Annotated in this window: 9 protein-coding genes; 5 read left to right on the top strand and 4 right to left on the bottom strand. The window is 77.5% G+C overall.

Annotated features, from left to right (window positions below; genetic code table 11):
* The first annotated feature begins 36 nt into the window (after nt 1-36).
* Nucleotides 37-2,307: an RNA polymerase recycling motor ATPase HelR gene (gene helR / locus RDI86_RS10505; RefSeq protein WP_308821386.1), complete on the top strand. Its 2,271-nt coding sequence runs from the start codon at nt 37-39 to the stop codon at nt 2,305-2,307.
* A gap of 79 nt (nt 2,308-2,386) precedes the next feature.
* On the opposite strand, the gene RDI86_RS10500 is transcribed toward helR, so the two are convergent.
* Nucleotides 2,387-2,968 (bottom strand): YbaK/EbsC family protein, encoded by a 582-nt coding sequence (locus RDI86_RS10500; protein WP_211933389.1) that lies wholly within the window; start codon nt 2,966-2,968, stop codon nt 2,387-2,389.
* Nucleotides 2,969-3,348: 380 nt separating this feature from the next.
* Here RDI86_RS10500 and RDI86_RS10495 point away from each other — a divergent pair, with 380 nt between their 5' ends.
* From RDI86_RS10495 to RDI86_RS10480, 4 genes are all read left to right on the top strand, one after another.
* Entirely contained in the window at nt 3,349-4,431 is a 1,083-nt protein-coding gene (locus RDI86_RS10495; protein ID WP_168945953.1) for a hypothetical protein, read from the top strand.
* Complete coding sequence (locus RDI86_RS10490) at nt 4,428-6,143, top strand: DNA polymerase Y family protein (RefSeq protein ID WP_076404717.1); 1,716 nt, start codon at nt 4,428-4,430, stop codon at nt 6,141-6,143. Before RDI86_RS10495 ends, RDI86_RS10490 begins: the two co-directional genes overlap by 4 nt.
* The gene (locus RDI86_RS10485; protein ID WP_308821352.1) at nt 6,136-9,786 is read left to right on the top strand and encodes an error-prone DNA polymerase; all 3,651 of its coding nucleotides are present in this window, start codon (nt 6,136-6,138) and stop codon (nt 9,784-9,786) included. The genes RDI86_RS10490 and RDI86_RS10485 overlap by 8 nt, the downstream gene beginning before the upstream one ends.
* A gap of 111 nt (nt 9,787-9,897) precedes the next feature.
* A complete protein-coding gene (locus RDI86_RS10480; protein WP_308821351.1) occupies nt 9,898-10,182 on the top strand; it encodes a hypothetical protein in 285 nt (94 codons plus the stop codon).
* A 101-nt stretch (nt 10,183-10,283) separates the two neighbouring features.
* On the opposite strand, the gene RDI86_RS10475 is transcribed toward RDI86_RS10480, so the two are convergent.
* The 3 genes from RDI86_RS10475 to RDI86_RS10465 form a co-directional block, all read right to left on the bottom strand.
* Nucleotides 10,284-10,685 (bottom strand): hypothetical protein, encoded by a 402-nt coding sequence (locus RDI86_RS10475; RefSeq protein ID WP_308821350.1) that lies wholly within the window; start codon nt 10,683-10,685, stop codon nt 10,284-10,286.
* Between the two features lie 62 nt (nt 10,686-10,747).
* Complete coding sequence (locus RDI86_RS10470; protein WP_308821349.1) at nt 10,748-11,737, bottom strand: Gfo/Idh/MocA family oxidoreductase; 990 nt, start codon at nt 11,735-11,737, stop codon at nt 10,748-10,750.
* A gap of 36 nt (nt 11,738-11,773) precedes the next feature.
* A complete protein-coding gene (locus RDI86_RS10465) occupies nt 11,774-12,604 on the bottom strand; it encodes an RIO1 family regulatory kinase/ATPase (RefSeq protein WP_308821384.1) in 831 nt (276 codons plus the stop codon).
* Nucleotides 12,605-12,848: the final 244 nt, after the last annotated feature.

Here is a 12,848-nt window from a genome sequence, read left to right as displayed (position 1 = left end):
GCGGACCAGGACCCGCGGCCCGCGCCGTTCTTCGACCTGCCCGCGCGGCTGGCCGCGAAGGCCGACCCGGCGCTCGTCGACCCCGACGAGCGCCACTTCGCCGCGATCGCCGCGAGCCTCGAGCACTCCGTCGCCGACCTCGCGCAGCGTCTCGACGCGGCCCGGCGCGCGCCGGGCGGGAGCGGCACCGAGGCGCTCGAGCGCGACCAGGAGATCCACCGCCTCAGCAGCCGGCTGCGCCTGCTCCAGCGCTACGGCGTCGACCTGTGCCTGGGCCGCATGACCTTCACCGACGGCTCCGCCCCGGTGTACGTGGGCCGCGTGGGCCTCACCGACCCGGCGGGGGAGCGCCTGCTGGTCGACTGGCGCTCGCGCGCCGCCGAGCCGTACTTCGCGGCCACGCCCGCGCAGCCGCTCGGCCTCGCGGCGCGGCGCCGGTACCGGTGGGCGCGCGGGCGCGTCACCGACTACTGGGACGAGGAGCTCGTGCCCGACGGCGCCGGGTCGAGCGCGGCGCTCGACGACCAGTCGGCGTTCGTCGCGAGCCTCGGCGCGAGCAGGTCCCCGCGGATGCGCGACGTCCTCGGCACGATCCAGGCCGACCAGGACGCGATCGTGCGCGCGGGCTCGCGCGGCGCGCTCGTCGTCGACGGCGGCCCCGGCACGGGCAAGACGGTCGTGGCGCTGCACCGCGCGGCCTACCTGCTGTACGCCGACCCGCACGTGGGCGGCGGGCACGGGGGCCGACACGGTGGTGGGCACGCTGGCGGGCATGGCGGCGGGCACGGTGGTGGGCGCGGCGGCGTGCTCGTCGTCGGGCCCAGCCGTCCCTACCTCGCGTACGTGGCCGACGTGCTGCCCGGCCTCGGCGAGGAGGGCGTGCAGACCTGCACGCTGCGCGACCTCGTCCCCGAGGGCGCGACGGCGCGCGGGGAGGCCGACCCCGAGGTGGCCCGGCTCAAGGCGTCCGCCGAGCTCGTCGCCGCGATCGAGCCCGCCGTGCGGTTCTCCGAACGCCCGCCCGCCGAGGGCAGGGAGGTCGAGACGCCGTGGGCCGACGTCTGGCTTTCCCCGGCCGACTGGGCCGAGGCGTTCGAGTCCGTGGACCCGGGCACCCCGCACAACGAGGCGCGCGACGACGTCTGGGCCGCGCTCGTCGAGATCCTCGTGGACAAGGCCTGCGGGGGAGCCGCGGAGGACGGCGTCGACGTCGAGGCCGGCGACGTGCGCCGCGCCCTGCGCGGCCACCGCGGGCTCGGTGCCGCGTTCGACCGCGCGTGGCCGCTCGTCGAGCCGACGGACCTCGTGGCCGACCTGTGGTCCGTGCCCGCCTACCTGCGGCTGTGCGCGCCGTCGCTCACGCCCGAGCAGGTGCGCGCGCTCCAGCGCCCGGACGCGCACGCGTGGACGACGGCGGACCTCCCGCTGCTCGACGCCGCGCGCCGTCGGCTCGGCGACCCGGAGGCGTCGCGCCGACGCCGCCGCAACGAGGCCGCCGTGGCGGCGGAGCGCGCGCGCATGGACGACGTCGTCGACCACCTCGTGGCGACCGACGACAGCGAGCTCGGGGTCATGCAGATGCTCCGCGGCCAGGACCTGCGCGACGCGCTCGTGGACGACGGCGCGCTCGTCGTCGCGACGCCGGACCGCCTCGCGGGGCCCTTCGCGCACGTCGTCGTCGACGAGGCGCAGGAGCTCACCGACGCCGAGTGGCAGATGGTCCTCAGCCGCTGCCCGTCGCGCAGCGTCACGGTCGTCGGGGACCGGGCCCAGGCCCGCCACGGCTTCCCCGAGGGCTGGCGCGAGCGGCTCGCGCGCGTGGGCTTCGCCCGCGTCGAGGAGGCGTCGCTGAGCGTCAACTACCGCACGCCGCGGGAGGTCATGGCCGAGGCGGAGCCCGTCGTCCGGGCCGCGATCCCGGACGCGAACGTCCCGACGTCGGTGCGCAGCACGGGCGTGCCCGTCGCCCACGGGGCGGTCGCGGACCTCGACGCGGTCCTCGGCGCGTGGCTCGCCGAGCACGCGGACGGCACGGCGTGCGTCATCGGTGCCACCGAGCCGTCCCGGCCGTCCGGGCCGTCCGGCGAGGAGTCGGACGGCAGGGTCGGTGGCGTCGGTGGCGTCGGTGGCGAGGGCGAGGGGTCCGCGCGGGTGCGGTGGCTCACGCCCGAGACGGCGAAGGGCCTCGAGTTCGACCTCGTGGTGCTCGTCGAGCCGCAAGCGTTCGGCGACGGCGTCGAGGGCGCCGTGGACCGCTACGTCGCGATGACGCGCGCGACGCAGCGGCTCGTCGTCCTGGATCGCTGACCGCCGGGCGTCGAGCACGACCTGGCGGTCGTCAGGCCGCCCGTGGCGACCGCCAGGGCGTGCTCGGCAGGGGGACGGGTCAGGCGACCGGGACGGCCAGGTCCTCGACGACCTCGACACCGGGCAGGCGGCCCAGCAGGTCGCCGGGGAGCAGCAGCTTCGAGCGCCGCACGCCGCTGCCGATCAGCGCGAGCGCGCCGTCGGTCACGACGCGGGAGTCGACGAGCACGCGCCACCCCTCGGGCAGCCCGACGGGCGTGATGCCGCCGTACTCCATCCCGGACTCGGCCGTCGCGCGGTCGGTCGGCAGGAACGACGCCTTGCGCACGTCGAGCAGCTTGCGGACGCGCGTGTTGACGTCGGCGCGCGTGTGGGCCCGCACGACGGCGGCGGCGATGCGCTCGTCGCCCGCCCGGGTGCCGCCCACGACGACGCAGTTCGCCGACGCCTCGACCGGCAGGTCGAACGCGGCGTTGAGCGTCGCGGTGTCGGCGAGGTCGGGGTCGATCTCCGTCACGGCGACGAGCGTCGCGACGTCCGGGTCGGCGTCGGCCCACCGGCGCAGCGCGTCGGCGGTCACGGGGGCGACGAGGTCGAGGTGGTCGAGCGCCGGCTCCCAGGTGAGCGAGCCGAGCGTGGGCAGGGTCGTGCGGGCGTCCATGGCGTCAGCCTGCCACCCCGGCGGGCCGCCGCGCGGGAGAGGCCGGATGCCGAACACGCCCCCGGAGCCCCTCGAGCCCGCCGAGCATGCGGTCGCGGCCCGTGCCGCCCGCCGGACGGGCGACAGCTGCATGGTCGGCGGGGGAGGAGGGTCAGGTAGAGGTCGAGGGTTTCGGGCAAGTCTCCAGTGGTGGTCGAAGGTTGGGGTGGGCATCTCGGACGAAGCAGGCGCCTCCGACCTGCGGAGTTGACACCTCGGAGCGGCGGTCGTTCACTGGAAGTGTTCGAACGTTTGTTCGAACAGCCAGCGGGTGCAGCACACCGCCCGCAGCAGTCGACGCGCGGTGCGCGTCCCGTCCGAGCAGCATCCCGGGAGGCGAGATGACCCTTCTCGCCGACCCCGCCGAACGGGCGGGGGCACCAGGCCCGACGGCTGCGGCCGTCGACAAGGCCGAGCGCGCCCGTGCCGTCCTGCGCCGTGCGGAGGAGCGTACGGGGGTCCGCCGACACCGTCCCGTCGTCGCCCCCGCGGCCCCGGAACCGCTCACCGCCCCGGCGGCACCGACCGTCGTCCCGCGCACCGACACCGTCCCGCGCACCGACACCGTCCCGCGCGCCGGCACCGCCCTCCTCGCCGAGGTCGCCCCGCTCGCGGGCGCCGCCGCCTCGTCGGTCGTGCGGCCCGCCCCCGCGCCGCCCGACCCTCCGGCACGCGCCCGCACCCGCCACGTCCGGACCTCGGGCGCGAGCCGGGACGCGGGCACGGACGAGCGGGTGTGGCCGGTGCACGACGCGCTCGCGCCGCTCCTCCCGCTCGGCGCCCTCCAGCGCGGCACCGTGCTGGCGGTGCGCGGCTCGACGAGCCTCCTGCTCGCGCTCGTCGCGCGGCCGTCGCGGGCCGGGGCGTGGACCGCCGCCGTCGGGTTCCCCGCCGTCGGGCTGCTCGCGGCCGCCGACGCCGGCGCGGACCTCGACCGCGTCGTGCTCGTCCCGCGGCCCGGCCCGGACGCGGCGCTCGCGATCTCGGCGCTCGTCGACGGCCTGGACGTCGTGGTCGTCGGGCCCGACGCCGCCCTCACCGACCCCGACCGACGACGCCTGGCCGCGCGGGCACGCGAGCGCGGGGCGCTGCTCGTCGCCGCGGGGACGTGGCCGGGCGCGCACGTCGCGCTCACCGTGACGGGTGGCGGCTGGTCCGGGGCGGACCGCGGCGCGGGCTGGCTGCGCCGTCGCACCCTCGTCGTCGAGCGCGCGGGCCGCGGGGGAGCCGCGCGCCCCGCGCGGCTCGAGGTCGAGCTCCCGCTCGTCCACGAGGACTGGCCCGCGTTCCTCGCCGAGGACGCCCGGGGCACCCGGCCCGCGGCCGGGACCGGCGCCACCGTGGCCGGGGCCGCCGTGACCGCCCACGAGGCCGCCCGGGCCGACGACCCCGACCGGCCCTCCCGGCTCCGGCTCGTCGGATGACCACGAGCCCGACCCGCACGGCGGCCCTGTGGGTGCCGGACTGGCCGGTGCTCGCGGCGATGGCGGTGCGCGACGTCCCCGCGCACGTCCCCGCCGCGACGCACGACGGCCGCCGCGTCGTCGCCGTCTCCGCGACCGCGCGCGCCCACGGCGTGCGCCGGGGCATGCGCCGCCGTCGGGCCCGCGAGTGCTGCCCCGAGCTCGAGCTGCTCGACGTCGACGACGCGCGCGACGCCCGCGAGTTCGAGCCCGTCGCGCTCGCGGCCGAGACCGTCGTCGCGGGGCTGGAGATCACCCGGCCCGGCCTGCTGCTCCTGCCCGCCGCCGGGGCGAGCCGGTACCACGGGTCCGACGCCGCGCTCGCGGAGGCGCTCGTCGCGCGCGTCGCCGAGCGCACCGGCCACGAGAGCCAGGTGGGCGTCGCCGACGGCATCCTCGCCGCCGTGCTCGCCGCGCGGGACGCCGCCGTCGTCCCGCCCGGCCGCTCCGCCGCGTTCCTCGCGCCGAGGCCCGCGCGCGACCTCGTGCACGTCACCGCCCGGCCGGACGCCGCCGTCGCGGTCGACGAGCTCGTGGACCTCCTGGGCCGGCTCGGCGTGCGCACCCTCGGGGCGCTCGCGGCCCTGCCGTCCGCGACCGTCGAGGGGCGTTTCGGCGACCTCGGCGCGTGGGCGCACCGGCTCGCGCGCGGCGAGGACCTGCGCCCGCCCGCGCGGCGCCGCGTCGAGCCCGACGTCGCGGTGAGCGCCGAGCTCGACCCGCCCGCCGAGCGCGTCGACGTCGCGACCTTCGCCGCGCGTCGGCTCTCCGAGGACCTGCACGACCAGCTCGTCGCGCGCTCGCTCGTCGCCGGGCGCCTGCGCATCACCGCACGGACCGTCGAGGGCGACGACCTCGAGCGCACCTGGCGGCTCGACGGGCCGGGCGCGATGAGCCCGGCGCGCCTCACGGACAAGGTCCGGTGGCAGCTCGAGGGCTGGCTCACCACCACGTCCGTCCGCGCCGGGCGCGCGGCCCGGGCCGGGCGTCGTGGCGGCGAGCACGGTTCGCCCGGCGGGGCCGACGTCGTCCCGGGCGTCGCGCCGCTGGCCCGCCTGTCCCTCACGGCCGAGGAGGTCGTGCCCGCGGGGGCGGAGCAGCCGCGCCTGTGGGGCGCGTCGAGCGGCGAGGACGCGCGGGCCCACCGCGCGCTCGGGCGCGTGCAGGGCATCCTCGGCGGCGACGCCGTCCTGCGCGTCCAGGTCCAGGGCGGCCGCGACGCGACCGACCGCGTGCACCTCGTGCCGTTCGGGGAGGACGTCGTGCGCCCGCGCGACCCGGCCCTGCCGTGGCCCGGCGCGCTGCCGAGCCCGGCCCCCGCGCTCGTGCCCGTCGAGCCGCAGGACGTCGTCGTGCTCGACGACGCCGGGCGGCCCGTCGTCGTCGACGCGCGCCTCGCGATGAGCGGCGAGCCCGCGACCGTGCGGTGGCCGGCCCCCGCGCCGGAGGAGGGCCCGCGCCGTGCGGTGCCGCCCCGGGACGAGACGGCGCTGCCCGGGCCCGGGTCCGCGCGCGCCGTCGTGGACTGGGCCGGGCCGTGGCCGCTCGCCGAGCGCTGGTGGACGCCCGCGCCCCGGCGCCGCGTGCACGTGCAGGTCCTGCTCGACGACGGCCGCGGCCTGCTCCTCGCGAGCGCGCGCGGGCGGTGGACCGTGGAGGGCCTGTATGACTGACCGGACCACCGGCCCGCGCTACGCCGAGCTCCACGCGCACTCCGCGTTCAGCTTCCTCGACGGCGCGTCCCACCCCGAGGAGCTCGCCGCCGAGGGCGCGCGGCTCGGGCTGTCGGCGCTCGCCGTCACCGACCACGACGGCCTGTACGGCGTCGTGCGCTTCGCCGAGGCCGCGCGCAAGGTCAATCTCCCCACCGTCTTCGGGTCCGAGCTGCACCTGCCCGCGCCGACCACGACCGGCGCGCCCGTGCTCGACCCGCCCACCGGCGTCCCCGACCCGCGCTCGACCCACCTGCTCGTGCTCGCGCGCGGCACGCAGGGCTACCGCAACCTGTCGCGCGCGATCGCGACCGCGCACCTCGCGACGGGCACCAAGGGCGCCGCCGACTACCGCCTCGAGCAGCTCGCGGCGGAGGCCGCCGGGCAGTGGCTCGTGCTCACCGGGTGCCGCAAGGGCGCGGTGCGGCGCGCGCTCGTCACGTCCGGGCGCGCCGCGGCCCGCCGCGAGCTCGACCGTCTCGTCGCCCTCTTCGGCGCCGACAACGTGGCCGTCGAGATCACCACGACCGACGACCCGCGCGACGCCGACCTCCACGCGGCGCTCGCCGACCTCGCCGCCGACGCCCGGCTGCCGCTCGTCGCGACGACCGCCGCGCACTACGCCCACCCGCGCGACGCCGACCTCGCGGGGGCGCTCGCGGCCGTGCGCGCGCGCTCGTCGCTCGACGACCTCGACGGCTGGCTGCCCGGTGCCCCGACGACCCACCTGCGCTCCGCGGCGGAGATGCTCGCGCGCCACCCCCGGCACCCGCAGGCCGTCGCGACCGCGGCCGCGCTGGGGGACGAGTGCGCGTTCGACCTGCACCTCGTCGCACCCGACCTGCCGCCCTACCCGGTGCCGGACGGGCACACCGAGGCGACCTGGCTGCGCGAGCTCGTGCGGCGCGGCGGCGAGGACCGGTACGGGCCGCGCGGCCAGGAGAAGATCACGGGCGCGTGGGCGCAGATCGACCACGAGCTGCGCGTCATCGAGGACCTGCACTTCCCGGGGTACTTCCTCGTGGTCTACGACCTCGTCGAGTTCTGCCGCAGGAACGGGATCCTCGCCCAGGGGCGCGGCTCGGCCGCGAACTCCGCGGTCTGCTACGCGCTCGGCATCACGGCCGTCGACGCGGTGAAGCACGGCCTGCTGTTCGAGCGCTTCCTCGCGCCCGAGCGCGACGGCCCGCCGGACATCGACATCGACATCGAGTCGGCGCGGCGCGAGGAGGTCATCCAGCACGTCTACGAGACGTTCGGGCGCACGCACGCCGCGCAGGTCGCGAACGTCATCTCCTACCGGCCGAAGTCGGCGGTGCGCGACGCGGCCCGGGCGCTGGGGTACGACGTCGGGCAGGCCGACGCGTGGAGCAAGTCGATCGAGCGGTGGGGGTCGCTGCGCGGTCCCGACCCGTCGTCGCCCGCGGCCGACCGGGCGGCGAAGGAGCGGGCGATCGCGGCGAAGACCCCGGTTTCCACCGGCCCGGCCGCGCCGCGGGTCACGACGCGCACCGCCCGGAAGGACGCCGCGACGTCGCGCCTGTGGGGGAGCCGGGACTGGTCGCCCGACCTCACCGGCCGGGGCGCGCGCGTCGTCGACCCGCTCGCGGTGGACGAGGGCGACGTCCTGCGCGCGGACGACACGCACGACGTCGTGCCCGCGCACCGGCCGCCGTCGGCCGCGCAGGAGGGCGAGATCCCGGACGCGGTGCTCGACCTCGCCGACCGGATGCTGCGCCTCCCGCGGCACCTGGGCATCCACTCGGGCGGGATGGTCATGTGCGACCGCCCCGTCATCGAGGTGTGCCCCGTCGAGTGGGCGCGCATGGAGGGCCGCACCGTCCTGCAGTGGGACAAGGAGGACTGCGCGGACGCGGGGCTCGTGAAGTTCGACCTCCTCGGCCTCGGGATGCTCACGGCGCTGCGCATCGGGTTCGACCTCGTGGAACGGCACGAGGGCGGCCCGCGCCTCGCGCTGCACACGCTGCCCGAGGACGACCCGGCGGTGTACGACCTGCTGTGCGCGGCCGACACCGTCGGCGTGTTCCAGGTCGAGTCGCGCGCGCAGATGGCGACGCTCCCGCGCCTGCGGCCCCGGACGTTCTACGACATCGTCATCGAGGTCGCGCTCATCCGCCCGGGTCCCATCCAGGGCGGCTCCGTGCACCCGTACATCAACCGGGCGCGGGGCCGGGAGGAGGTGACGTTCCTGCACCCGCTGCTGGAGAAGTCGCTCGGCAAGACGAAGGGCGTGCCGCTGTTCCAGGAGCAGCTCATGCAGATGGCGATCGACGTCGCGGGCTTCTCCCCGAAGGAGTCCGACCAGCTCCGGCGCGCGATGGGGTCCAAGCGGTCGGTCGAGCGCATGGAGGAGCTGCGGGGCCGGCTCATGGACGGGATGCGGGAGAAGGGCGTCACCGACCCGGCCGTGCGCGAGGAGATCTACGACAAGCTCAAGGCGTTCGCCGACTTCGGGTTCCCCGAGTCGCACGCGTACTCGTTCGCGTTCCTCGTCTACGCGAGCTCGTGGCTCAAGGTGCACCACCCCGCGGCGTTCTACGCGGGGCTGCTCGCGGCGCAGCCCATGGGGTTCTACTCGCCGCAGTCTCTCGTGGCGGACGCGCGCCGCCACGGCGTCACCGTGCTGCGCCCCGACGTCAACGCGTCCGACGTCGAGGCGACGGTCGAGCGGCTGCCCGCCGACCATGCGGCTGCGCCCGCCGAGCATGCGGGTGAGGACCGTCATGGCGCCCGGACGGGCGACAGCCGCATGCTCGGCGGGAAGGTAGGGGTCGATACCCGCTACGGGCCGGAGCCCGACCTCGGGCTCGCGGTGCGGCTCGGGCTCGCGAGTGTGCGCGGGCTCGGGAAGGACGCGGCCGAGCGCGTCGTCGCGGCGCGCGGGGCACCGGGGGAGGGGCGGGCCTTCAGCGACCTGCGCGACCTCGTGCGGCGTGTCGACCTCACGACCGCCCAGCTCGAGGGGCTCGCGACCGCCGGCGCGACCGACGGCCTCGGCGTGACGCGACGCGAGGCGCTGTGGGCGGCCGGCGCGCTCGCGCAGGAGGGTCCGGGGACGCTGCCGGGCGTGAGCGTCGGCGTCGAGGCGCCGGCGCTGCCCGGCATGACCGACGTCGAGACCGCCGTCGCCGACGTCTGGGCCACGGGCGTGTCGACCGACTCCTACCCGACGCAGTACGTGCGCGACGGCCTCACCGCGGCCGGGGTGCTCACCGTCGTCGGCGCCGTGGCGGTGTCGCGCGAGATCGAGGAGGTCGACGCGGCGGAGCGCGCGGCGGGCGAAGTGCCGGGCACGCGCCCGCACCCGCCGTCGCGCGTCGCCGTGGGCGGCGTCGTCACGCACCGGCAACGGCCCGGGACCGCCGGAGGCGTGACGTTCCTGTCGCTCGAGGACGAGACGGGCATCCTCAACGTCGTGTGCTCGCCCGGGCTGTGGCAGCGGTTCCGGAAGGTCGCGCGCGGGTCCGCGGCGCTCGTCGTGCGCGGGCGGCTCGAGCGGGCCGACGGCGCCACGAACCTCGTCGCGGAGCACCTCGCGCCGCTCTCGCTCCAGGTCGGCACGACCTCGCGCGACTTCCGCTGACGCGGGAGGCGGGGACCGCGGCGCCGCGGGCGGCGTGGTAGGAACGGACCGGGTGCCGCGCGTCCGCCGACGTCCGGGCCCGGACCGTCTCGCCGACGAGAGGAACCCGTGATGCCGCCCCGTCTCACCGCCCGCACGATGCTCTGGACCGGCCTCGGCCTGACCGTCGGGAGCGCGCTCGTCCAGAACATCGGGCTCATGAACGTCACCTACGCGTTCGTCGGCACCTGGTTCGTGGGCGTGCTGCTCACCGTGCTGCAGGTCGCGTTCACCGGGGGCGTCGTGCTCGCCGCGGCGTCGTTCGTCGTGCGGGCGCTCCAGCCCGACGACGTCGCCTCCCCCGGGCGGTCGCCCGCCGCGTCGCCGTGGGAGGACCGGGACAACCGGCTGTCCTGACCCGGGCGCTCGCGGCCGGTGGACGGGCACGGTCGTGCGGGGGTCGGTCGTGCCGGGGTTGGTCGTGCGGGGGCTGGTCGTGCGGGCGCGGTCGGCGCGGCCTACGGGCCGACCGGCACCGCGACGCACACTTCGAACGTGTCCCGTGCGCGGCGCAGCAGGTACCGCACCTCCTGCGCCTCCTGCTCGTTCGCGTACTCGTCGCGGTAGCTCCAGCGCGCGTGCGCCCAGACGAGCGCGTCGCCGACCTCCTCGACCCTGACGAGGTACGCGACCACGCCGACGAGCCCGCGCTCGCGGAACCCCCGGGCGAGCTCGGTCGTCGACGCGCGCACGTCCTCGGGGTCGCCGAGGAGCACCGAGCCCGTCGTGCCGACGACGAGCGCCGGGAAGGCGTAGCTCTCGCCGATCGTGTCGAGGTCGCCCGTCGAGAGCGCGACGCCGTAGGTCGTGAGGAACGTGCGGACGTCGTCGGCGTCGAAGGACTCGGTGGAGGGCTCCATGGTCCCGTTCTACCCCGTCCGCCGCGCCCCGGCGCGGGCGGCGCGGGCCGCGGTCCCCGGGGTCAGGGCCGCAGAGCCGCCCCGACCTGCTCGAGGAGCGCGAGGTCGGCGAGGATCGTCGCGTGCTCGGCGGCGACCCGGCCCGCGTCGTCGGCGGGGTACGCCGTCGTGCGCGCCGCGGTAGGCGTCGTCGTGGTGGTCCCGGGCGCGAGGACCGCGAGCCCGTGCTCGACCACCGGGGCGAGGTAGTCGGCGTCGAGCACGATCTCCGAGCGCTCGACGCCGCGGGGCGTGCGCACCGCGACCGCGAACCCCGCGGTGGGGTGGGCGCCCGGGTCCAGGAGGAGCAGCCGGACGTCGACACCGCCCAGCCGCGTCGTGGCGACGATCCCGTCCGCCGAGCGCGTCACGACGGGCGGCGACCACGCCGCCCCGGGCGGCGCACCGACGACGGCGCGCGCCGCCTCGACGACGTGGATGCCGAGGAAGAACAGCCCGTCGCGCTCGTCGTGCGGGTCCGCCGGGCCGGACACCTCGACGGCGGGTCCGGGCGGCGACGCCGCTGGCCCGGGTGGCGACGCCGGTGCTGCGGTGACGAGCGGCGCGACGGGATCTTCGGCAACGGTCACGAGGGTGGCGCGCGCCGCCGCGACCTCGGGCGCGAACCGCAGCGCGGACGCCGTCGTCACGGCCGTGCCGTGCGCGTGCGCCACGTCGAGCGTCGCCCGCGCGTCGGCCACCGACGCGGCGAACGGCTTGTCCACGAGCACCGGGACGCCCGCCGCGAGGAGCGCACGGGTCGCGACGCCGTGCCGCCGCCCCGCGCGGTGGGCGACGATCGCGGCGTCGACGCGCCCGACGACGTCGGGCACGGTGGCGTCGCCCGCGTCCAGGAGCAGCCCCCCGGCCGCGGCGAGCTCCGCGCGGCGGCCGGGCTCCCCGTCGACGAGCGCCACGAGCCGCACGCCCGGCCAGCGCCGCTCGGCGGCCACGAGCCGCACGTAGTGGTCGGCGTGGGACGAGTCGAGACCGACGAGGGCGAGGCGCAGCACGCGGTCGATCGTCGCACGCTGGTCCGGGCGCGGTCGTCACCACGCCTGGGCGAGCAGCACCGCGAAGAGCTCGTCGGCGTCCGTCTCGAGCCCGCGCGAGGCGAACCACGCGGCCATGGTGCGGCAGTCGCGCAGCAGGAGCTCGGTGCCGAACGGGTTCGCCACGAGGTCCACGACCTGCGGCAGGTCGATGACGACGATCCGCTCGCCGTCCGCCAGGACGTTGTACGGCGACAGGTCGCCGTGCGCGTAGCCGAGCCGGGCGAGCACGGCCATGGCGTCGCGGACCTGGTCCCACCACGACGCGAGGAGGTCGCGGTCGGGCCGCGTGCGCGCGAGCCGGGGCGCGGCCTCGTGCGAGACGCCGTCGGACGTGCCGACGAACTCCATGAGGATCTCGTCGCCGTCGATCTGGACGGGGTACGGGACGGGCGCACCGGCCGACCACAGCTCGCACAGCGCGGTGAACTCGGCGGCGGCCCACTGCCCGGCCGCGACCTGGCGGCCGTAGCGCGACTTGCGGTCGAGGGCGCGACGGTCGCGCGTCCGGCGCACGCGGCGGTCCTCGGTGTAGACGGTGTCGCGCCGGAACGAGCGGTGGTCGAGGTCGCGGTAGCGCTTCGCGGCGAGCAGGCTGCGGCGCGCGGGGTCGCCGGGGACGGCCCGCTCCAGGAGGAAAACGTCCGCCTCCTTGCCGGTCTTGAGCAGGCCGAGCTCGGTGTCGAGGGCCGCGTCGGCCGTCACCACCCAGTCGGGACGCGGCTCCGGCCCGCGCTGTCCCTTCTCGACGGCGGACCACGTGGACCAGCGCTGGTCGTCGCCGAGCGCCGCGTCGAGGACACCGGCCTCGGCCTCGGCGTCGGCCAGGTCGGCGAGGCGCCGCAGACGGCGCGGCGGGGGAGTGCGGGGGTCGCGCGCCAGGGCGGGCGGGAGGGAGAGGTCGGGGTACGGCAGGTCGTGCTCGGGCACGGGGGCTCCTCGGGGGAGGGGAGCGCGCGTCGCCGTGGCCGCCGGGTGGGCGGTCGGGGACGGTCGTCGCGAGCGGTCGTGGACCGGTCAGCGGCGGTGGGTGCTCCCGGGGGTGGTGGACACGCGAGCGGGGGTCGTCCAG

The organism is Cellulosimicrobium sp. XJ-DQ-B-000 (assembly GCF_031119065.1).
Lineage (GTDB): Bacteria > Actinomycetota > Actinomycetes > Actinomycetales > Cellulomonadaceae > Cellulosimicrobium > Cellulosimicrobium funkei.
The sequence above is the reverse complement of the archived record's forward strand: the minus strand, read 5'-3'. Positions and strand labels throughout refer to the sequence as shown.